At 49.5% G+C, this 23,333-nt stretch carries 17 protein-coding genes and 1 pseudogene; 11 read left to right on the forward strand and 7 right to left on the reverse strand.

Annotation, left to right across the window (positions count from 1 at the left end):
* From EJL04_RS15865 to EJL04_RS15885, 5 genes are all read right to left on the reverse strand, one after another.
* Positions 1-1,387, reverse strand: a 1,387-nt coding sequence (locus EJL04_RS15865; RefSeq protein WP_164511803.1) for a tetratricopeptide repeat protein, incomplete at its 3' end; no start/stop codon positions are given.
* Between the two features lie 334 nt (positions 1,388-1,721).
* Positions 1,722-2,147 (reverse strand): Hsp20/alpha crystallin family protein, encoded by a 426-nt coding sequence (locus EJL04_RS15870; RefSeq protein WP_021855781.1) that lies wholly within the window; start codon positions 2,145-2,147, stop codon positions 1,722-1,724.
* Positions 2,148-2,861: 714 nt separating this feature from the next.
* Positions 2,862-3,614, reverse strand: coding sequence for a succinate dehydrogenase/fumarate reductase iron-sulfur subunit (locus tag EJL04_RS15875; protein WP_021855782.1), 753 nt, complete (start codon positions 3,612-3,614; stop codon positions 2,862-2,864).
* Positions 3,615-3,618: 4 nt separating this feature from the next.
* Positions 3,619-5,601, reverse strand: coding sequence for a fumarate reductase/succinate dehydrogenase flavoprotein subunit (locus tag EJL04_RS15880; protein WP_021855783.1), 1,983 nt, complete (start codon positions 5,599-5,601; stop codon positions 3,619-3,621).
* A 52-nt stretch (positions 5,602-5,653) separates the two neighbouring features.
* Positions 5,654-6,331, reverse strand: a complete 678-nt coding sequence (locus tag EJL04_RS15885; protein ID WP_053397838.1) for a fumarate reductase — start codon at positions 6,329-6,331, stop codon at positions 5,654-5,656.
* Between the two features lie 239 nt (positions 6,332-6,570).
* Here EJL04_RS15885 and mnmG point away from each other — a divergent pair, with 239 nt between their 5' ends.
* The 8 genes from mnmG to EJL04_RS15925 all read left to right on the forward strand — a co-directional run bounded on the left by mnmG (position 6,571) and on the right by EJL04_RS15925 (position 15,536).
* Positions 6,571-8,442, forward strand: a complete 1,872-nt coding sequence (gene mnmG / locus EJL04_RS15890; RefSeq protein ID WP_125105636.1) for a tRNA uridine-5-carboxymethylaminomethyl(34) synthesis enzyme MnmG — start codon at positions 6,571-6,573, stop codon at positions 8,440-8,442.
* A gap of 718 nt (positions 8,443-9,160) precedes the next feature.
* A complete protein-coding gene (locus EJL04_RS15895; protein ID WP_021855787.1) occupies positions 9,161-9,691 on the forward strand; it encodes an adenine phosphoribosyltransferase in 531 nt (176 codons plus the stop codon).
* Positions 9,692-10,106: 415 nt separating this feature from the next.
* Entirely contained in the window at positions 10,107-11,933 is a 1,827-nt protein-coding gene (gene uvrC / locus EJL04_RS15900; RefSeq protein ID WP_125105637.1) for an excinuclease ABC subunit UvrC, read from the forward strand.
* Between the two features lie 143 nt (positions 11,934-12,076).
* Entirely contained in the window at positions 12,077-12,859 is a 783-nt protein-coding gene (locus EJL04_RS15905) for a hypothetical protein (RefSeq protein ID WP_125105638.1), read from the forward strand.
* 28 nt (positions 12,860-12,887) lie between these two features.
* The gene (dtd, locus tag EJL04_RS15910) at positions 12,888-13,340 is read left to right on the forward strand and encodes a D-aminoacyl-tRNA deacylase (RefSeq protein WP_021855790.1); all 453 of its coding nucleotides are present in this window, start codon (positions 12,888-12,890) and stop codon (positions 13,338-13,340) included.
* Positions 13,341-13,506: 166 nt separating this feature from the next.
* Positions 13,507-13,839, forward strand: a complete 333-nt coding sequence (locus EJL04_RS15915; protein ID WP_125105643.1) for a nucleotide pyrophosphohydrolase — start codon at positions 13,507-13,509, stop codon at positions 13,837-13,839.
* Positions 13,840-13,852: 13 nt separating this feature from the next.
* Positions 13,853-14,806: a deoxyribose-phosphate aldolase gene (gene deoC, locus EJL04_RS15920; protein ID WP_053397842.1), complete on the forward strand. Its 954-nt coding sequence runs from the start codon at positions 13,853-13,855 to the stop codon at positions 14,804-14,806.
* A 220-nt stretch (positions 14,807-15,026) separates the two neighbouring features.
* Positions 15,027-15,536 (forward strand): four helix bundle suffix domain-containing protein, encoded by a 510-nt coding sequence (locus tag EJL04_RS15925; protein WP_241210031.1) that lies wholly within the window; start codon positions 15,027-15,029, stop codon positions 15,534-15,536.
* Between the two features lie 154 nt (positions 15,537-15,690).
* On the opposite strand, the gene EJL04_RS15930 is transcribed toward EJL04_RS15925, so the two are convergent.
* Positions 15,691-16,668, reverse strand: a complete 978-nt coding sequence (locus EJL04_RS15930; RefSeq protein ID WP_021855794.1) for a polyprenyl synthetase family protein — start codon at positions 16,666-16,668, stop codon at positions 15,691-15,693.
* An 87-nt stretch (positions 16,669-16,755) separates the two neighbouring features.
* On the opposite strand from EJL04_RS15930, the gene polA reads away from it, so the two are divergent.
* The 3 genes and pseudogenes from polA to EJL04_RS16680 all read left to right on the forward strand — a co-directional run bounded on the left by polA (position 16,756) and on the right by EJL04_RS16680 (position 20,863).
* Complete coding sequence (polA, locus tag EJL04_RS15935) at positions 16,756-19,521, forward strand: DNA polymerase I (protein WP_125105639.1); 2,766 nt, start codon at positions 16,756-16,758, stop codon at positions 19,519-19,521.
* 364 nt (positions 19,522-19,885) lie between these two features.
* Positions 19,886-20,386, forward strand: a pseudogene (locus tag EJL04_RS16675) (plasmid pRiA4b ORF-3 family protein); the annotation flags it as partial.
* Positions 20,387-20,482: 96 nt separating this feature from the next.
* Positions 20,483-20,863: a PAS domain-containing protein gene (locus tag EJL04_RS16680; protein ID WP_053397859.1), complete on the forward strand. Its 381-nt coding sequence runs from the start codon at positions 20,483-20,485 to the stop codon at positions 20,861-20,863.
* A 338-nt stretch (positions 20,864-21,201) separates the two neighbouring features.
* Here EJL04_RS16680 and EJL04_RS15945 read toward each other — a convergent pair whose 3' ends face one another.
* The gene (locus tag EJL04_RS15945) at positions 21,202-22,950 is read right to left on the reverse strand and encodes a polysaccharide lyase (protein WP_125105641.1); all 1,749 of its coding nucleotides are present in this window, start codon (positions 22,948-22,950) and stop codon (positions 21,202-21,204) included.
* Positions 22,951-23,333: the final 383 nt, after the last annotated feature.

Genomic DNA, 23,333 nt, shown 5'->3' on the forward strand with positions numbered 1-23,333 from the left:
GGCTTACCGCATCGTTCAGGCGCTGCCTCATTATCTCCTGATTATTGACAAAGTTGCGGTTGACGACAAACAGATTGTTGTAGCTCTTGTCTATACGCTTTTTCTGTCTATATACAACAAGCAAGAGCAGCCCTACGACAAGCGTTACCACAGACACGGCGGCTATGGTGTATCTTTGCGCCGAGATTGTGAGCACACGCTCCTTCTCGCGCTCGTTGAGCGAGGCTATGTACTTGTCGTACTTGTCCATCTCATAAAGCGTCTGCTCGTTTTTGACTCTATCGAAATCATGTATATTGTAAACCGAGTCTCTGTCTTTCTGATAACGGGCACGGTATCTGCTTGCCGACTTGTAGTCGCCTTGGGCATCAAAATAGTCGGCATGGTCCAAAAGAACATCAAGATAGAAATAATGAATGCCGTGCTTCACAGCAGTGTTTTCACACAGCTTGAGATATTTAAGCGTAGAGTCGCGCTCGCCAAGCTCCATATAGCTTTTATATAGCTTTTTATAAGCTGAACAAATAAATCTCGGCTCCATGCCGACATCAAAGCTATATGACAACAAACTCTTGAAATTACTGACGGCCTGGGCGAAATTCTTCTCTGCTATAAGTATCAAGCCATAATTAAAGCGCCCCATAAAATTGTCAGCCTTGCTGTTCTTGTCCTTCAACTTTTCAGACAAATTAAAACATTTACGGGCTTCGCGTGTCTTTCCTAACTGTACATTCAATATGGTAAGGTTCGTTAATATTTTATACTCATTTTGATGGTCACGGTATTTACTACAGCACTTGTATCCCGTCTCATAATACGTATAAGCCTTCTCCAACTCATTGAACGCACAGTAAACGTTTGCTATATTATTATAAAACCGTCCTATTCCTTTCTGGTCTTCACAAGTCTTTATTATCCGCAAGCCGCTGAAATAGGCCTTTAGGGCATCTGCAAATCCTCCTTTCATGTAATAAATGTTGCCTTTCTTCAGGAACGCCATGGCGCAATGATGTTTGTCTTCGTCGGACAGCTTGTCGTCCATACGGTTACATACAACCATGTAATACACCAGCGCCGTGTCCTGATGACCTGCCTCAAGATAGCGGTCGGCCTGCCTCATAACACTCTTTATCGACGACTTTGACGTCTTTTTGACCAAGGTCATATAGTCTTTGGCCAGCACGCGGGCACCGGCGCATGAGGGCAGGAGCATCAGCAGCACAAGCAGAATAGTGCGCAACGCCATGAAGCAAGAATTTAAAACTGTACGAAGGGCACCGGCCTTATCGTGTGCAGGTTCTGCCGTAGAGAGCTGCGAACCAAGGCACCGAGATATCTGTGATGCCGGATTATAGGATGAATTTATAATGCTTATGATGATTTTCATTATCCGTAATGATTTCTACGTTTATATTCAAGGCCTGTAGAGAAAGCCAAAATATCAGCAAAGATAGTGAAAGGTGAGAGCAATACAAAATGAAAAAATACTTTTTTTTATTTTTATTGCCGAACCGCAGCATATCTTATCAGAATATTGCGAAAGGTGAGCAAAAAGACAAATAAGAATGCTGTTTTCAGGTTTGGCATTTACATACGGAAGCACGCCTTATCAAAAGACATGCCGGATAAGGCACAAAAAAAAGGCGCGGCTCTTACGAACCGCGCCCTTGGGCTATGATATATTCATCTTAAAGTTGCCGCAAGCGGCGCTAAACGGGACGTTATTTCACCTCAATCTGACGTGCCGCAGGACACTCGGGCTTAGCCATCTTAGGCAGCGTTACGGTGAGCACGCCGTCGTTTACTCTGGCTGCGATAGCCTCCTTCTCAACGTCGTCGGGCAGCAGCAGCGTCTGTTCAAACTTGCTGTAGGCAAACTCGCGGCGCAGATAGTGGCTCTTCTTGTCCTCCTCTTTCTTCTCGGTGTGGGCCTCCATGTGTATATGCAGGTTGCCGTCCTTGTCGATGTTCACGTTGAAGTCGTCCTTGGTCATTCCCGGGGCAGCCACTTCTACGGTGTAGTCTTTCTCGGTTTCCTTGACGTTGATGGCCGGTGCCGTAGCCTTAGTTCTTGTCATGAAGTCTGTGTCAAAGAAGTCGTTGAAAACTTCGGGCATCCAATTGTTTCTGCTAATTACTGGTAACATAATAAATCCTCCTTATAATTTTTTTATCCTTTCATTTTTCTGCCGCCCTGCCCGCCGGTTTCCCGGCCGCGGCCTTGCGGCTGCCTGAGGCTCCTGAGCCAAAGGCTTTCGCTTACATAAGTGCAATATGCGTGCCACTTACAGATTTAGACAAATTGACATTAATAATTGACAATTTGTCAGAAATAATTAAATTATTTAACCTTTTGAACCAAAAACACTAGCATTTTGTCAGAATACGATAGCCTACCCCACCCTTCGCAGCACCAAAACATGCACTATCGTTATGCCGTAGCCCTAAATTACGGCACAGGTCCGTCATCATGCAGGCAAAAGCCGCGCAAGCTCCCAATTTCTAAGAGGATGCCTTTTGCATCATAAAAGAATACCTTTTACACGCCAAAAGGGCAACTTTTGCAGGCTGAAACACGGCATTTTGCAGCCGAACGCCCATAGAACAGATAACCGCCTGATTATCAATATATTACACAACATGCAAATATTATAACGGAGACAACAGCATGACTTTCACTCAAAATGCCGGCACGGCAGGCTGGATGGCGTTAAGCGCAAGCATGGAGAACCAACTGGAATGAAACAGACAAAAGCCGCTAATGGCACAAACGAAAGGCAGGGGCACAAAAAAAGGCAGGGCGCACAACGGCGCCCCGCCCATGGAGACTATGAAAAAATAAATTTATAGCGTTCTTTCCATTAGTCGTTCAACTTAGCCTTGATGAACTCGCGGTTCAGACGGGCTATGTTGGCGATGGTCTCGTTCTTCGGGCACTCAGCCTCGCAGGCGCGGGTGTTGGTGCAGTTACCGAATCCGAGCTCTTCCATCTTCATTATCATTGCCTTGGCACGCTTAGCAGCCTCGGGACGACCCTGGGGCAGAAGAGCCAGCTGGCTAACCTTAGAGCTTACGAAAAGCATGGCAGAACCGTTCTTGCAGGCAGCAACACAAGCGCCGCAGCCGATACAAGTAGCGCAGTCCATAGCCTCGTCGGCAGCCTCTTTAGGTATAAGAATGGCGTTAGCGTCCTGGGGCTGTCCGGTGCGTACGGTGATATATCCGCCTGCCTGTATGATCTTGTCGAATGCTCCGCGGTCAACCATGCAGTCCTTGATAACAGGGAATGCAGCCGAACGCCACGGCTCAACGGTGATAACGTCGCCGTCCTTGAACTTACGCATATACAGCTGGCATGTTGTAGCTCCGGTGTTAGGGCCGTGAGGATGTCCGTTGATGTAGAGCGAGCACATGCCGCAGATGCCCTCGCGGCAGTCGTGGTCGAACACGAACGGCTCCTTGCCTTCCTCAATGAGCTGCTCGTTCAGAATGTCGAGCATCTCGAGGAAAGATGTATCATCGGGGATGTCCTTCATCTCGCGTGTGTCAAAATGGCCCTCGGCTTTCGGTCCGTTCTGACGCCAGAATTTCAGTGTGAATGAAATGTTTGCCATATTTTTAGTTCTTATAATTTCTGGTTTGTACTTTTATTGCTTCATAGTGCAGAGGCTCCTTGATAAGCTCGGGCGCCTTCTCGTCGCTGCCCTGGTACTCCCAGCAGCCTACATAGAAGAAGTTTTCGTCGTCGCGCTTAGCCTCGCCTTCCTCAGTCTGGTACTCCTCACGGAAGTGACCGCCGCATGACTCGTTACGAGAGAGAGCGTCGTAAGCCACGAGCTCGCCCATTGTGATGAAGTCGCGCAGGTGTATAGCCTTGTCAAGCTCGGTGTTAAGACCCTCTTTTGAGCCCGGGATAAACAGGTTGGTCTCAAACTCCTTGCGTATTTTCTTGATCTTCTCGAGACCTGTCTTCAGGCCCTCGGCTGTACGGCCCATGCCCACATACTCCCACATTACGTGGCCAAGCTCCTTGTGGATAGAGTCGACAGAGCGCTTGCCCTTGATGTTCATCAGGCGGTCGATTTCAGCCTGAACGGCCTTTTCAGCCTCCTCAAACTCGGGCAGGTCGGTAGAGATGCGAGGCCAGATAGACTGGTCGGCCAGATAGTTCTGTATGGTGTAAGGCAGAACGAAGTAGCCGTCGGCCAGACCCTGCATAAGAGCTGACGCACCCAGACGGTTGGCACCATGGTCAGAGAAGTTGCACTCGCCGATGGCGAACAGACCTGTGATGCTTGTCATGAGCTCATAGTCAACCCAGATACCGCCCATTGTATAGTGGATGGCAGGATAGATCATCATCGGGTTGTAATACTTCACGCCGTTAATCTCGTTTGCAAGCTCGCCCGGATTGACGTCTGTGATTTCCTCATACATGTCGAAGAGGTTGCCGTAGCGCTGGCGTACAACGTCGATACCGAGGCGCTCGATGCTCTCAGAGAAGTCGAGGAACACGGCCAGACCTGTGTTGTTAACGCCGAAGCCCTTGTCGCAGCGCTCCTTGGCAGCACGCGAAGCAACGTCGCGGGGAACGAGGTTACCGAATGCCGGATAGCGGCGCTCCAGATAGTAGTCGCGGTCTTCCTCAGGAATGTCGCTTCCCTTCTTTGTTCCAGCCTGCAGAGCCTTGGCGTCCTCAAGCTTCTTGGGCACCCAGATACGTCCGTCGTTACGCAGAGACTCAGACATAAGCGTAAGCTTCGACTGGTTGTCTCCGTGTACAGGGATACATGTCGGGTGGATCTGAACGTAAGAAGGATTGGCGAAGTAAGCGCCCTTGCGGTAGCAAGACATGGCAGCTGTACAGTTACAGCCCATGGCGTTGGTTGAAAGGAAGTATGTGTTACCGTATCCGCCGGTAGCTATAACCACTGCGTTGGCAGAGAAGCGCTCCAGCTTTCCGGTTACGAGATTCTTGGCAATGATACCACGTGCGCGGCCGTCAACGAGCACAACGTCTTCCATTTCGTAGCGTGTGTAGAGCTTAACGCGGCCTGCGTGTATCTGGCAGCTGAGTGCAGAGTAGGCACCGAGCAGCAGCTGCTGGCCTGTCTGACCCTTAGCGTAGAATGTACGTGACACCTGAGCACCGCCGAACGAACGGTTGGCAAGCATGCCGCCGTATTCGCGTGCGAAAGGAACACCCTGTGCAACACACTGGTCGATGATGTTGTTAGACACCTCAGCCAGACGGTAAACGTTAGCCTCGCGTGCACGGTAGTCACCACCCTTCACTGTGTCGTAGAACAGACGGTAAACAGAGTCGCCGTCGTTCTGATAGTTCTTGGCAGCGTTGATACCGCCCTGAGCAGCGATAGAGTGAGCGCGGCGCGGAGAGTCCTGTATGCAGAAGTTCAACACGTTGAAGCCCATCTCGCCCAGGCTGGCTGCTGCACTGGCACCTGCCAGACCCGTACCTACGACGATAACGTCGAGCTTCAGCTTGTTCTTAGGGTTAACCAGGCGCTGATGTGCCTTATAGTTGGTCCATTTTTCAGCTATCGGACCTTCAGGTATTCTGGAATCTATTTGTTTTGCCATAATATTCTTTCTAAATAATTATGAATTTTGAGTTACGCATTTTGAACTACAATTACAACAGGCTCGGTGCGCATCCGAAAGCGAAAGCAAGCACTACAACGAGGAAGCCCAGCATGAGGAGAGTTGTGTAAACCAGGCCGATGACCTTCCAGCGCTGGAACCAAACCTTGCCGCTCCATCCGAAAGTCTGCATTGCGCTCCAGAATCCGTGTGAGAGGTGGAACCAGATAGCAGCAAGCCAGATGATGTAAAGCACAACGTAAACCGGGCAAGAGAATGTGTCTACGATGTAGGCAAATCCGTCAGCCGGATGATGAGGAACGCTGATGCCTGTCAGTTCGGCAAACATCATGTTGTACCAGAAGTTGAACAAGTGAAGCAGAAGACCGAGCAGAACGATGATGCCGAGCACCAGCATGTTCTGAGAAGCCCACTCCACCTTAGAGGGACGTGTTGTCACAGCGTAGCGCTCGTTTCCGCGTGCACGGCGGTTCTGCATTGTCAGCAGGAACGCATATACGATGTGAATCACCGCAAGAGCCGCAAGAGCCAGAGTTGCAACAAGTGCATACCAGTTGGCTCCGAGGAACTCACAAACCATGTTGTAAGCATCTCCTGAGAAAAGAGCTACTACGTTCATTGACATGTGGAACGTCAAGAACAGGATAAGCGCAATACCTGTTACGGACATCACGACTTTCCTTCCAATAGATGAATTACATAACCACATAAATGATTGAAATTTAAGTATTTAACTGTATTAATTAATAATGTTTCTCTACATTTAAGTGTACTGCATAACCCAAGGTCAGCCCCGCCGCAATACCTTCTTTTAGGTATTTTAGCGTTTATTATGAGGATGCAAATATACTCTATTTTAGCGATAAATCAAACTATTTCATCAAAAATTCAATTTAATTTCTTACTTTTGCGCCAAATTGATATTGCTCTAAAAATTATAAGGATAATATGCTTCTTAAATATGACGTCATCGTGATAGGCGGCGGACACGCCGGCTGCGAGGCTGCCACGGCCTCGGCCAACATGGGCGCAAGCACCTGCCTTGTGACGATGGACATGAACAAAATTGCGCAGATGAGCTGCAATCCGGCCATCGGCGGAATAGCAAAGGGACAGATTGTCAGGGAAATCGACGCGCTGGGCGGACAGACGGCAATAGTGACCGACGCCACAGCCATACAGTTCAGGATGCTCAACCGCTCAAAAGGCCCTGCCGTGTGGAGCCCGAGGGCACAATGCGACAGAGGCAAGTTTATATGGAAATGGCGCGAGGTGCTCGACACGACGCCCAACCTCGACATCTGGCAGGACGAGGCCTGCGAGCTCATAGTAGAGAACGGCGAGGCCGCGGGAGTGAAGACCGTGTGGGGCGTTGAGCTGAGAGCCAAGAGCGTGGTGATAACGGCGGGAACCTTCCTGAACGGACTGCTGCACATAGGACGCAAGCAGCTGCCAGGCGGACGCATAGCCGAACCGGTCGTGAAAGACCTGACCGAAAGCATAACACGCCACGGAATAAGAAGCGCAAGGATGAAGACCGGCACGCCGGTGCGCATAGACATGAGGTCGGTGCACTTTGAGGACATGGAGATACAGGAGGGCGAAAACGACTTCCACCAGTTCAGCTTCATGGCTCCCCACCGACAGCTCAGGCAGCTGCCGTGCTGGACATGCTATACAAACAAGGAGGTGCACGACACGCTGAGAAGCGGACTGGCCGACTCGCCGCTCTACAACGGACAGATACAGAGCATAGGGCCGCGCTACTGCCCCTCGATAGAAACAAAGCTGGTAACCTTCCCCGACAAGGAGCAGCACCCGCTCTTCCTCGAGCCTGAAGGCGAAACCACCAACGAGATGTATCTCAACGGATTCTCGTCGAGCATGCCGATGGAGGTGCAGATTGCAGCACTGAGAAAAATTCCGGCGCTGCGCGACGCCAAGGTCTACCGTCCGGGCTACGCCATCGAGTACGACTTCTTCGACCCTACCCAGCTCGACCACTCGCTCGAGTCTAAGATAATAAAAGGTCTGTTCCTTGCCGGACAGGTGAACGGAACCACAGGATACGAGGAGGCAGGCGGCCAGGGAACCATTGCCGGAATAAATGCGGCGATAAGATGCGGCGGCGGCGAGCCGTTCATTCTTCACCGCGACGAGGCATACATCGGCGTGCTCATTGACGACCTCGTGACGAAAGGCGTCGACGAACCTTACCGAATGTTCACAAGCCGCGCCGAATACAGAATACTGCTCCGACAGGACGACGCCGACGCCCGACTGACCGAGAAGGCCTACAACCTCGGTCTGGCAAAGCGCGACAGATACGACTGGTGGATGCAGAAGAAGGAAGCGATGGAAAGCATCATAAACTTCTGCGCCACTACTCACGTCAAGCCGAAGGACATCAACGCGGCGCTCGAGTCGCTCGGCACCACCCCGCTGCGCGAAGGATGCAAGCTGATCGACCTCGTGGCCCGTCCGCAGATCAACCTGCAGAATCTTTCAGAACTTGTGCCCGAACTGAAGCAGCTCATCGCCTCGCTGCCCAACCGCAACGATGAAACGGCAGAGGCTGCAGAGATAAAAATGAAATACAAGGGTTACATCGAACGCGAGCGGATTGTGGCCGACAAAATGCACCGCCTGGAGAACATCAAAATAAAGGGCCATTTCAACTATCTCGAGATGGAACAGCTCTCGACCGAGGCCCGTCAAAAGCTTGCAAAAATCAACCCCGACACGCTGGCTCAGGCAAGCCGAATTCCGGGTGTCTCGCCGAGCGACATCAACATCATGCTGGTGCTGATGAAAAGGTAAAACAGCCGTATGTTTCACGTGAAACAAAATGAGCATTTTTTGTTAAGCGAAAACGTTGGAACCGACTGAAAGATAGTAAGATACAAAATCGGGACACAAATTTACTTTAAGGCGAAATTTGATGTTCCTCACGATAAAAAGGAGCAATATTTCAGAACGTCTGACTCCTCTTATTATGCCCTCCGGGTGTCCCTGCCGAGGCACGGCTCTGCCCTGCCCCGACAGCTGCCGTGAGGCGATGCCCGAGACGCCGAAAAGCCACTTTCTAAAAGGTGGCCTTTCAGCGTGCAAAAGGTATCCTTTCGGGCTGCAAAAGACCACCTTTTGCGAGCCAAAAGACGGCCTTTTGGAAAGCCCGAAAAACAACCCTTTGCAACGGCAGCAGTCTGCCGCCGAAGAATGCGGCCACGATTTCGGCAGAAATATCTGACGGCAAAAAGCAGAAACAGCATAAGCCGCGACAGCATCTGCCCGCAGCGACAAAACGCAACACAGCGGGCGAAAAAGGCGGAAGCACGGACGAAAAAGCCCCACGGCAAGAATATGCGCCGGAAAGGCAGAAAAACGCCGCAGGCGGAAAAACCATGCGGCAGCGCAACCGGAAAACAAAGCCGCCGCAACGCCATGCCGCACACATATAATATATATAGCGCACAACGCGCCGAAAACAGCGAACAAGAGATAATATTAGTATAAAGTACGTAACTAAAAAGAAAAGATGAACAACAAAACACTATTGGAGAATCTGAGATGTATTCCTGATTTTCCGCAGAAAGGAGTAAATTTCAGAGACGTAACAACACTGTTTAAGAATCCGAAATGTCTCCAGATAATGGAAGACGAGCTTTACGAGATGTACAAAGACAAGGGCGTAACCAAGATTGTGGGCATAGAGAGCCGCGGCTTCGTCATGGCCTCTGCACTGGCCATAAAGCTCAACGCCGGCGTTGTTTTGTGCCGTAAGCCCGGCAAGCTGCCCGGCGAAACCGTACAGGAGAGCTACTCGAAGGAGTACGGCACCGACACTATCGAGATTCATAAGGACGCCATCACCGAGGACGACATCGTGCTGCTGCACGACGACCTGCTGGCTACAGGCGGCACCATGAAGGCTGCGTACGACCTTGTGAAGAAGTTTAACCCGAAGAAAGTATACGTAAACTTCCTCATCGAACTTATACACGAAGACCTCAACGGCCGCAGCAACTTCGAAGAAGGCACAGACATAACAAGCCTGCTGCAGGTATAATTATTTAGGAGTAAAAGGAGTTAGAGTAGTTATCGCCCACTGCGCGGGCTAAGGAGTTAAAGCCATTAGCCCACGCTTTATTACAAAACTTCTTATGTTGCAAGAGCAAAACAACGGGCATTATTTATATCTTTAAAAGAGTATTCAGAAATATAAGACTGATACTTTATAGAAGCTACCATTACGTATGCCGACACATTATAGCATTCCGAAACGCTACAGACATGATGCTATAATATTCATCAAGCCAAAGCTCACTACATACAGAATAAGGACACATAGGCAAGGCGTATTCAACCGGCAAGGCAAATGGCTTTAACTACTCTAACTACCATAACTCCTTTAACTCCTCCGTTTAAAGTTTCACGTGAAACAAAATTTTTCAAAACCATTTTAAATAAGGCACTTACGCGGCATGACTAAAGAAGAAAACGAGAAGAGGCTGGCACGGCTGAAGGCCATTGTGAGCAACCTGCCCGACAAGCCGGGCAGCTATCAATACTATGACGAGAGCGGCACCATAATATATGTTGGCAAGGCCAAGAACCTGAAGAACCGCGTGTCGTCCTACTTTCATAAGGAAGTGGACAGATACAAGACCAAGGTGCTTGTAAGCAAGATTCACGACATAACATATACCGTGGTGAACAGCGAAGAAGACGCGCTGCTGCTCGAGAACAGTCTGATAAAGAAATATCAGCCCAAATACAACATTCTGCTCAAAGACGGCAAGACTTATCCCTCTATCTGCGTAACTAAAGAATATCTGCCGCGCATATTCAAGACGCGCACAATAAACAAGAAATGGGGCTCTTATTACGGCCCTTACAGCCATCTGCCTTCGATGTATGCCGTGCTCGACCTGATAAAAAAGCTGTATAAGCCGCGCACCTGCCGCTTTCCCATAACGCGCGAAGGCATCGAACAGGGCAAATATAAGCCCTGCCTGGAGTATCACATCAAGAACTGCGGCGCGCCGTGCATAGGCAAACAGAGCTACGAGGAGTATCAGGAGAGCATCGCCCAGGCGCGCGAAATACTGAAAGGAAACACGCGCGAACTGTCTAAAATGCTCTTCGCGCAGATGCAGAAACTGGCCGAAGAACTACGTTTTGAGGAGGCAGAAGCCATAAAACAGAAGTATCTGCTGCTCGAAAACTTCTGTTCTAAGAGCGAAGTGGTGAGCCACACGATCAATAATGTAGACGTTTTCTCGGTAACAGACGACGAAAAAACGGCCTATGTGAACTATATCCACGTGATGAACGGCAGCATAAACCAGGCCTTCACGTTCGAGATGAAGAAGAAGCTGAACGAGAGCGAAGACGAGATTCTGCAGCTCGGAATACTGCAAATACGCGAGAAAGTGGGCAGTACGTCGCGCGAAATAATAGTGCCTTTTATCCCCGACATGACGCTCGAAGGCGTTACGTTCACCGTGCCGCAGCGAGGCGACAAGAAGACGCTGCTCGACCTGTCGGTGATGAACGGCAAGCAGTATCGTTTCGACCGCCTCAAACAGGCCGAAAAGCTCAATCCGGAGCAGAAATCAGTGCGCCTGATGAAGGAAATTCAGAACGCCCTGAAGCTGCCCAAGATGCCTTATCAGATAGAGATGTTCGACAACTCTAACATCAGCGGAACCGACGCCGTGGCGGCCTGCGTGGTGTTCAAGAAGATGAAACCGAGCAAGAAAGACTACCGGAAATACATAATAAAGACGGTTACAGGCCCCGACGACTATGCCTCGATGCAGGAGGTTGTAAGGCGCCGCTACACCCGTCTGCGCGACGAAGGACAGCCCCTGCCCGACCTCATCATAACCGACGGCGGACAGGGACAGATGAGCGTGGTGAGAGAGGTTGTTGAGGGCGAACTTCACCTCGACATTCCTATAGCCGGACTGGCCAAAGACGACCGCCACCGCACCAACGAACTGCTCTACGGATGGCCGCCCGTAGTGGTCGGAATGAAGACCGACAGCGAGCTTTTCCACCTGCTTACGCACATGCAGGACGAGGTTCACCGCTTTGCCATAACCTTCCACCGCGACAAGCGCAGCAAGCATGCACTGCACTCGGAACTGGACGACATTAAGGGCATCGGACCCAAGACAAAAGACCTGCTGCTGAAGGAACTTAAAACGGTGAAGCGCATAAAGGAGGCAAGCATTGAAGAAATAGCAGCGATTATAGGGCCTTCTAAGGCAAAAATAATTGCTGAACACTTTGAAAACACATAAAAATAAGGACCAAATATCATACAAAGAACAACATAATGCGTATAAAAGCCTATACACATTGACATTCTTTAACTATATAATACGATGATATTCGCACTCAAAAAAGTATATTTGTGATTTAGAATGCAACAAAACAAAGCCTTATGATAAAGAACAAAATAATAACAATCTGCGCTGTCCTGCTGTCACTAATTCAACCTTTGCCGTCTGCGTCAAACGGCATAACAGCCAACAACATTTCATCATCAAAAAGCACGACAATACAAAGCCCCAAAGAAAGTGCAAGCAGTAAAGAACACAATACAGCCTACGATGACGAAAGCGATGTCCTGGACATCAAAAAGACATCAATAATGTACAAAAAATTTCTCAATGCATCAACAGACAGCACCGGCAGCTATGACAGCCAACTAATCATATTACCGCAGTACAGCTACGACGAAAAAACAATGCACACAGTGTTGACACTGAACCTCTCAAGCAACGACGGAAGCGAATCAAACAACGACGTACTGCAAAAGATGAAAAGCTTATCACAAAAGCATGAATCCAAATACGACATGATAGGCTATGCTACTATAATGTTCGATGATGAAGAAGAGTTTACATGCCTTATGATGTACGCTTACAAGGAAGATGCAAAAATTCCTTACCACGCCATCTACCTCATCTTAAGTCAAACACAAGAAAGCAACCGAATCGACGAGATAAACGATGGCACATGGAATATCTGGAGTAAGCTGAAATATGTCAACTCACGTCTTACAAAAAAGAATATCAGCTTTATAACTTTAAGCGACATTAACAAGAACTATATCGGATATATCGGTCTTGACTCATCGACAAAAGAATGCATGTACAGCATCCTTCACAAATTAGGCGACAATCTCGGTTCACACGAAATATACAAATATAACTGGGAATAACCTGGAACAAAAAAAAGAAAGAAGAGATATGAAGATAGTAATACAGCGCGTAAGCCGCGCGTCGGTAACGATTGACGGACAGGTAAAGTCGGCCATCGGCAAGGGCTACATGATACTGCTCGGAGTGGCAGAAGGCGACACGTCGGAAGACGTCGACTGGCTGGTAAAGAAGGTGGCATCGCTGCGCGTCTTCGACGACGAGCAGGGCGTGATGAACATACCTATAACAGCCATCAACGGCGAGATACTCGTCATCAGCCAGTTTACCCTGCTGGCATCCTACAAGAAGGGCAACCGCCCATCATGGATTCATGCCGCCAAGCATGAAGTTTCTATTCCGCTATACAACGAGTTCTGCGACAAGCTGAGCCGCGAAATAGGCCGCCAGGTAGGCACGGGCGAGTTTGGAGCCGACATGAAGGTTGAGCTGGTGAACGACGGCCCCGTAACCATCTGCATGGACACCAGACACAAGGAATAGCCGCCACGCACAGTGCATCAGGCAGGCCAAGACGGCAGCTGAAAGCACGACAGACCGCATTTAAGGCCCTCTGAGGCCGCAAAACAGCACCGGCGGCATAGTTATAGGCAAAAGAAGAGAAAACGCCTTACAGGCAAAATAAACACGTAAATATATGGACAACGACATAACAATACGCGAGGCACAGCAGCTCGTAGACCAATGGATAAGGCAGTATGGCGTGCGCTACTTCAGCGAACTGACCAACATGGCATGCCTCACCGAGGAGGTGGGCGAGCTGGCGCGCATCATGGCACGCAAGTATGGCGACCAGAGCTTCAAGCAGGGCGAAGAACAAGACCCGGCAGACGAGATGGCCGACGTGCTGTGGGTGCTGATGTGCCTGGCAAACCAGACGGGAGTTGACCTCACGGAGGCACTCAGAAAGAACCTCGAAAAGAAGACCAGCCGCGACAAGACGAGGCATATAAACAATGAAAAATTAAAAAGTAAAAATTAAAAATTATATCATTATGGCAACAGAAAACGACAACAAGAAGCACGAATGCTCACACGAGCACAAGCACGAGACAGAGTTTCCGAAAATGAGCAAATACGACGAGGCTCTGAGCAAATATAACACTGAGATAGACGACGCTGAAGTGCGCGAGGCAGTAAAGAAGATTATAGCCGAGAAGGTGCACGAGAACGACACGCCGGAGATAAAGAAATTCCTCTTCGGAAGCATCGAACTGACATCGCTCAAGACCACCGACTCGGAGGAAAGCATACTGGCTTTCACGGAGAAGGTGAACGAGTTTGACGCCACCTACCCCGACCTGCCCCACGTGGCAACAATCTGCGTATATCCATGCTTTGCCAAGACGGTGAGCGAGTCGCTCGAAATCGACGGCGTTGAGATAGCCTGTGTGTCAGGTAGTTTCCCGTCTTCACAGGCCGTTATCGAGGTCAAAGTGGCCGAGACAGCACTTGCCGTTAAGGACGGAGCAACAGAGATTGACATCGTTATGCCCGTGGGCAAGTTCCTCAGCGGCGACTATGAGGGCGTGGCCGACGACATCAACGAGCTGAAACAGGCATGCGGCGAAGCTCCTATGAAGGTTATCCTCGAGACAGGATGCCTCAAGACAGCCTCTAACATAAAGAAGGCTTCGATAATAGCAATGTATGCCGGTGCCGACTATATCAAGACTTCTACGGGCAAGCTTGAGCCTGCCGCTACGCCGGAGGCTGCTTACGTGATGTGCCAGGCCATCAAGGAATACTACGACGAGACAGGCATACAGATTGGTTTTAAGCCCGCTGGAGGCATCAATTCGGTGATGGACGCACTTATCTACTACACCATCGTTAAAGAGGTTCTGGGCGAAAAATGGCTCACCAACAAGTGGTTCCGCCTCGGCACAAGCCGTCTGGCCAACATGCTGCTAAGCGAACTGCTCGGCGAAGAGACAAAATTCTTCTAAAAGAGGGATTGTGAGGGCCCAAAGATGATGGGACCTATAAGACTTATGGGGCTGATACAGCATGAGCATAATAGGCTAACTTACAGCTGATTAGCCATGTTTTACAGCCTCATAAGTCATTTTTAACCTTAACAACAAGCCGTAAAACGCGGCATTTAACCTGCATCAAAAACACACGGAAAACAACTGTATTCAGCAGCGCGGACACTACAGATAACTTATTGTTTATCAGAAGGCTGAATACATTTATGACATCACTTTTTATTTTGCGCATAAATATCTCGACAAGGCCGACCGAACCATCTACCAGATGATTCAGGCTGCACGCTCAGGCAAACAGAATATTGCCGAGGGAAGCGCAGCAAGCTGCACCTGGAGAGAGACCGAACTGAAGCTTACAAACGTTGCAAAAGCCAGTCTGCAGGAGTTTTTAATTGATTACGAGGACTATCTGAGAGTAAGAAATCTTGAACAATGGAGCGTCAACAGCACTAAGGCAATGCAGACAAGAAAGGCTTGCAAGAAGCATACAGACAGCGCCTATTTCCGCAAGACCATAACGGTAAGGCCGGACGAGACAATAGCCGACATAGCGATAACTCTTATTCATCAGACTGACTCGCTGCTGAGAAAGCTCATAGATCATCTTAAAACCGAGTTTCTGACACACGGAGGAATAAAAGAAGAGATGTATGCTGCACGCAAAGAATGGCGCAGACAGAACAAATAATAAGTCGACAAAAAACGCAGAGCCTGCCCTTTCAGCAAGCTCTGCGCAATATCTGATATCTCTGATTTTCAACAACTTACAGGTCGCATAAGTCCCATTACTCCCATAACAGTTCTCATCGCTCCCAAATCTCTCTATCGCTCTCTACCCTACTTTACTTTGTCCTCTCAATGACAAAGCTCAGATAGGCCTCGAGACTGCGGCGAAGCGCGTCGTCAGTAACCTCAGTTTCGATAAACTCCATTGCCTCGCGGCGCATTTCCTCCATGCGTTTCTCGGCATATTCAATGCCCCCGTGCTCCTTGGTATAGTCCACCAGGATGGCTATTTCGTCCTGAGTTATCGTGCGCTCCTTCACCTTGTAAGCCAGCTTGCGTATGCTGTCTGGCGCCGAATTATTCACGGCATAAATGGCAGGCAGCGTCAGCTTGCCCTCAGCCATGTCGTTGCCCGTAGGCTTGCCTATTTCCGACGAGTCGTAATAGTCGAAGATGTCGTCTCTTATCTGGAAGATTATGCCCAGCGTCTGACCGAATTTCATGGCCTTGCCTATCTCGCTTTCAGGCATTCCAGCAGATATCGCACCCATTGCGCAGCATGCCTCAAAGAGTGCGGCGGTCTTCTGGCGTATCACATTATAATAGATTTCTTCTGAAATCTGCTCGTTGGATATGCTCGTAAGCTGCAGTATCTCGCCGTTAGACAGCGTCCTTCCCAGTTCAGCCAAATATTTGATTATCAGTTCGTTGTGTGTCTCAGCCACATGCAGCAGCGCCGTAGAAAGGATATAGTCGCCAATGAGCACTGCCACCTTGTTGTCATACAGGGCGTTGACCGATGCCTGGCCGCGCCTCTCGGTGCTCTCGTCAACCACGTCGTCGTGCACCAAGCTGGCCGTATGCAGCAGCTCCAGGCCCACTGCGGCGTGCAGTGTGGCACTGCTCACCGAGCCATAATTCTTGGCCATGAGCAGTATTAGCATGGGGCGCATGCGCTTTCCGGCGCGCTGGCGTATACGCCTGAAGATTTCTTCCTGCAGGTTGTCCGTATGTGTGAGCGACTTGTTGAACAGACTGATGAAGTCATCGAGTTCTGCTTTTATGGGCTCCTTAATAAGAGATAAATAATCCATCATGCTGCAATTTTAATACAAAAGTAATTATTTTATCGGATTAATGCTAAAAAATTAGTAATTTTACACGTAAAAAACTCATATTACATGGATAAGCTGTTCCTTTTTGACGCCTACGCGCTGATATACCGCTCGTATTACGCATTTATAAAGAACCCCCGTATCAACTCTAAAGGGCTCAACACGTCGGCCGTGATGGGCTTCTGCAACACGCTGCACGAAGTGCTCACGAAAGAAAAGCCCACATATCTGGGAGTGGCCTTTGACCCCCACGGCCCCACCTTCCGCACCGAGGCCTACGCCGAATATAAAGCGCAGAGAGAGGAGACGCCCGAGGACATACGCCGCGCTGTGCCCATCATAAAGAGCCTGCTCAAGGCCATGCGCATACCGGTGCTCGAGGCCGAAGGATACGAGGCCGACGACGTGATAGGCACGCTAGCGCTCAAGGCCGGGGCTGAAGGCGTAGAGACATATATGCTTACGCCCGACAAGGACTACGGACAGCTGGTAAGAGAGAACGTCATGATGTACCGTCCGCGCCACGGCGGAGGATATGAAACTCTCGACGCCGAGAAGGTGTGCGCCAAGTATGGCATTGCAAACACAAGTCAGGTGATCGACCTTTTGGGACTGATGGGCGACTCGGCCGACAACATTCCGGGATGTCCGGGCGTCGGCGAGAAGACTGCCGTGAAACTTATCAACGAGTTTGGCAGCGTGGAGCAGCTGCTCGAGCAGACCGACAAACTGAAGGGTGCACTCAAGAAAAAAGTTGAAGAGAATGCCGAGCAGATAAAATTCTCGAAATTCCTCGCGACGATAAAAACCGACGTGCCGGTTGAGCTCAACCTCGACGAACTGAAGGTGAGCGAGCCCGACGCCGACGAACTTCGCAAAATCTTCACCGAACTGGAGTTTAAGACGCTCGCAGACAAGTTTCTTAACAAAGCTGAAAATAATAAAAAAAGCGTTCAAATTCAACTCGATTTATTCGCAGAAAATCCGACCGACGGCCAAGTTTTTTCAAAAAACGCGAGTCTGAGAGCGTTAAACGAACTGCCTCACACATACAAACTCATTGATAATGAGGAAGAAATGAAGAAAATCTGTGATTTTTTCATGACAAAAAAAATTCTCAGTCTAGACACAGAAACCACTTCAACGAGCGCAATCGATGCCGAATTGGTCGGTTTGAGCTTCTCTGTGAAGGAATTTGAGGCGTTCTACGTGCCCGTTCCTGCCAATCGTGAAGAAGCGCAAAAGATAGTTAACATATTTAAACCGCTATACGAAAGCCCTGAAATCGTCAAAGTAGGACAAAACATCAAGTACGACATGGAGGTGCTGGCAAGCTACGGCGTGTGCGTGGCAGGTCAGCTGTTCGACACGATGATAGCCCACTACCTCATCCAACCCGAGCTTCGCCACAACATGGACTACATGGCTGAGACGTGTCTCGGATATCAGACCATACACATAGAGGAACTTATCGGACCGAAGGGAAAGAAACAGAAGTCGATGAGAGATCTGCCTCCCGAGCAGATTGTCGACTATGCCGCCGAGGACGCCGACGTCACGCTGCGACTGAAAAACTATCTTGAACCGAAACTCGAGGAGGTAGGCGTAACCCAACTCTTCTACGAAATAGAGATGCCATTGGTGCGAGTGCTCGCCGAGATGGAGCTAAACGGAGTGAGGATAGACACGGCGGCGCTGGCAGAGACGTCGGAGATTCTGACCAAGAGGCTCAGCGACATAGAGAAGCGCATATACGAGCTGGCTGGCGAAGAGTTTAACATAGCGTCGCCCAAGCAGGTTGGCGAAATATTGTTCGGCAAGCTGAAGATTGTGGAGAAGCCCAAGAAGACAAAGACGGGACAATATGTTACATCGGAGGAGGTGCTGCAACAGCTCAGCGGAAAGCACGAGGTTGTGGGTAAGATACTGGAACACAGAGGATTAAAGAAGCTGTTAGGCACATACGTCGACGCGCTGCCGAAGCTGATAAACCCGCGGACCGGACACATACACACATCGTTCAACCAGACCGCCACGGCCACCGGCCGACTCTCTTCGTCTGACCCTAACCTGCAGAACATCCCCGTGCGCGGAGAGGACGGCAAGGAGATACGCAAGGCGTTCATACCCGAGGAAGGCTGCCTGTTCTTCTCGGCCGACTACAGTCAGATTGAGCTGCGCGTGATGGCTCATCTCAGCGGCGACGAGAACATGATAGAAGCCTTCCGTTCTGGCCACGACATACATGCCGCAACGGCTGCAAAGATATACAAAGAGGACATTGCCGACGTAACGCGCGACCAGCGCACCAAGGCCAAGCGCGCCAACTTCGGCATAATATACGGCATCACGGTGTTCGGTCTGGCAGAGCGTCTGGACATCAGCCGGCAGGAGGCGTCGCAGCTGATAGACGGCTACTTCATCACCTTCCCGAAGGTGCACGAATACATGGAGAAGGCCAAGCAGACGGCGCGCGAACATGGCTACGTAGAGACATTCTTCCGTCGCCGCCGCTATCTGCCCGACATCAATTCGCACAACGGCACGGTGCGCGGCTTTGCCGAGCGCAACGCCATCAACGCCCCGATACAAGGCTCTGCCGCCGACATAATAAAGGTGGCCATGGTACGCATCTACAAGCGCTTCAAGGACGAAAATCTGCGCTCCAAGATGATTCTTCAGGTGCACGACGAACTCAACTTCAGCGTTGTACCTGAGGAGAAAGAGACTGTTGAGCGCATAGTTTTGGAAGAGATGCAGGGCGCATACAAGCTCAACGTACCATTAGTTGCCGACTGCGGCTGGGGTGCCAACTGGCTTGAAGCACACTAAATTTAAGTGAAAATGACATTACGAAATATTCAGGTATGCCAATAAACAAGACAAGTGCAACGGTCAATTCCGACTGTTGCACTTTTAAATTATATCAGAAAGACATCAAAACTTGCCCTAAGACCAAAACCTGACGACAACCTGAAACGCAATGGGCTGAACCGCTCAACATATTGTCAATCAGAATATTATACAGCAACATTATGCAGACATAAACAGACATGACAAAACTATATCAAAAGCACATAAGCGTGCAACAAGAAAAAAGCAGAGAAAATTAGCTAAAACTAAACACCTCAACACTTAATTATTCGCCAAAAAACACTATATTTGCCATACAATAATACCTAATTTCATCTAACCTATGGCATACCAATTTAAGATTAAACTGCTGAACGTGAAGAAACCGCCTGTATGGCGAAGAGTCATCATACCAGAGAACTGCACTTTTGAAGAATTTCACCACACAATACAGATAAGCTTCGGATGGAACAACGAACATCTGCACAGATTTGGCGAGAAGCCCTACGGAGGCAACTTTGAGATAAGCTCAAGATGCTACGATGACGACATGTTAAGCAACGTAGACAGCAATATGTACAGAAAAAACCTTGATGAGCAGGAAACTAAGCTGTGCGACGTGTTCGGCACTGACCGCCAAAAGCTGCTGTATGTCTACGACTTCGGCGACGACTGGGTGCATGAGATAGTGCTCGAGGACATTCTGACCGTGATTTATCCTCACCCTGTATGCACCGCCGGAAAGGGCTGCTGCCCGCCCGAAAACTGCGGCGGACCTATGGGCTATGAGATGCTGAAGGAAACGCTCGAGAAGAAGCCTAACAGCGCGGAAGCGCGCCGCATAAGGGCTGAACTGGGCCTGAAAAAGGGTGAGCGCATTGAAGACTACAAACTTGATCTTGACGTAATTAACATAGAACTTAAAAATCTGAAATTTATAATGGAAGAAGAAATTGACGACGAGAGCCTCGACCTCTTTGAGCCGTTCTACGACGACGAATGGGCCGAGCAGATGCACTGTGCCGTAACAGTGTGCGACACAGAGGGAAAAATACTGTATATGAACGAGAAATCGCGCGCCACGTTTGCCAGCCACGGCGACCTGATTGGGCACAACATGTTCGAATGTCACAGCCCGCAGTCGCAGGCCAAGATACGCGAACTGATGGCCACAGACGGCACTAACTCGTACACGATACAGAAGAACGGAGTGAAGAAAATGATATATCAGACAACGTGGAAACGCGACGGCAAAGTGGCTGGCCTGGTAGAGATTTCGATGGTGATACCGGAGGAGATGCCGCACTATGTAAGGAGTTAAAGGAGTTAGAGTAGTTAAAGGAGTTAAAGCCATATGCTCTTCTTTGTAGGAGTTAAAGCCAAATGCTTTTCTTCGTAGGAGTTAAAGGAATTAAAGCCAAATGCACTAAAAAGGAAAGTGCCGATTAAAAATATCAAATAAATTGAATAGAAAATAAGATATACAACAAAGATTTATCTTAGTTCTTATGATTATGCAAGAAGCATTGTCATAAACAAAAATTAGAGGAGCTAACGTAGCTAAAAGTCTTTAAATAAAGCCTTGACGACATCATAAACAGCCGCAAGACATTTGACTTTAACTACTTTAACTCCTCTAACTTCTTTAACTACTTTTTATTAGAACAGCTTTGTCTTTCCGGCCAGAGTGTCGTGGTTGTTCTTCAGGTCAGTCCAGTCAACCTTAACCTTGGTGCTGATGCCGTTGATATACTTCTCGATGTTGGTATATCCGTCGCCTGTGCAGTCGCCGTTGGCGTCGCTCGGGTCGTTGGGGTTAAGACCGTTGGCAATCTCCCACTCGTCGGGCATACCGTCGCCGTCGGTGTCAACGCGGGGTTCACCCTTATATTCGGGATATCCGCCCATCTGAGCCGGGTCTGTAATGATGCCGTACTTGTAAGAGTCTTTGTCCAGACGGCGATACTTGAAGAAGCCGTCCTCGTTCTTCGACTTGTCGCTCAGTCCCCACATGTCGCCATAAGGATTCTCCTTCGGCAGCTTCTTCACATAGTAAGCCTTGCCTGTGCGAACCTCCTCGATGATGCGCTGGTCAACGATGTCGCGTATAGGCAGCGTTGCACCTACGTTCTCGAGCACGTAGTCGAATGTCTTTTCAGACGGAATGATGGTCATGTGAGCCATAGGGAACGGCTCGTTAGACTTCATCAGGGCCAGTACGTCCTCAGGCACGCCGCCCTCGCCCTTCAGGTCCTTGTCGGCAATCTGTATACCGCCGTCCCAGTTGTCTTTTGTAACAGCCTCGTTGCCTTCCATGATGTTGCCGATGGCATACACGCGGCCAAACTGCTGATACGGGAAGAGGTTCTTGCTGCGGCTCTCTGCCTTGACGATACGGTAGCCTATAGGCGAATCTTTCGGAGTGAGAGGTCCGGGCTTATAGTAGTTGTTGATGAAGTTGCTCATTGTAGAGAACTCGCCTCCGTCGGCAGTACGGTGAACCCAGTTGTATACGATGTTGTTCACGAAGTTGAACACACCGCCCCATCCTATTGACGGGTTACGGCCCGTGTTGTCGGCCCAGAGGTTACGCATGAATGTGGTGTTCTCGCCGCCGATGGTAGAGCCGAAGGCGTGGTTGTATGTGTCGAGCGCCTTAGCCGAGATAGTGTTCTGTATTGTAACGTTCACTGTAGGTTCCTTGCGCGAAGGCTTACCGTCGCCCATGTCGAACATGTGGCGGTAGAAAGAGATGTTCTCGTCAAGTCCCCACTCGCAAGAGCAGTGGTCTATCATGATGTTTCCTACGGGATTGCCGCCGAAAGAGTCTTCACGGTTCCACACGTGTGTGTTGCCGCGGCGGAAGCGCATGTGGCGCACGATAACGTCGTGAGTGTTCACCTGGAACGACTCGCCTGCAATGCACACGCCGTCGCCGGGAGCTGTCTGTCCTGCTATGGTAACGTAAGGAGCGCGCAGAATGATAGGAGTCTTCAGGTTGATGATACCGCACACGTTGAACACGATGATGCGCGCACCGCCCTGCTCGCAAGCCCAGCGGAATGAGCCGGGACCGTCGTCGTTGAGGTTGGTTACGACGAGCACCTTGCCGCCGCGTCCGCCGGCAGTGTACATACCGCCGCCCTCAGCACCGGGGAATGCAGGTATCTTGGCCTGCTTCAGGTCGTAAGGACGCCATGCCCATGGCACATAGGGGCGACCTTCCATGGCCTCTTTCTTTACGATGGGGAACGCTACCTGCCAAGCAGAGTCTGAATGAGCCTCCCACTCGGCACGCTGTGCCTCAAACTTAGCCTTTGCTTCGGGCGTAATCTGAGGATACTGAGCCATAGCCTGCTGTGCGCACAGTCCTGTCACAGCGGCCATAATTGCCAATGATTTTTTCATATATAACGTGTTTAAACCTAATTAAATTTTCAAGTATTTCCGATATTAGACGGAGAATAAGTGTAAAAGTAACATACAATTAACATACTTTATTTTTTAAAGTTAAAGAATTTAAATCAAAGGGGTAAAACAAGATGACGTATATCGAGAAATTAAAGGAGTTAAAGCAGTCAGCGCCAACAAGTTGGCCGGAACTACAAGACTATTGTTCTGTCGGATATGCACGAGTTGTTGAGCAAAGCGAAAAATTCGACAGCATAAAATAAACACCTAACGGAATAGCAAATTTGAGTAAAGCGTAGCGAACAGACTGAAAAAGCGTTCGTTACGCTATATTTTTCTCTTGTTCAAAAGCCAAGAAGAGACAGAATATGGACAAACGC

It is taken from the genome of Prevotella marseillensis (assembly GCF_900625065.1).
GTDB classification, from domain to species: Bacteria; Bacteroidota; Bacteroidia; order Bacteroidales; family Bacteroidaceae; genus Prevotella; species Prevotella rara.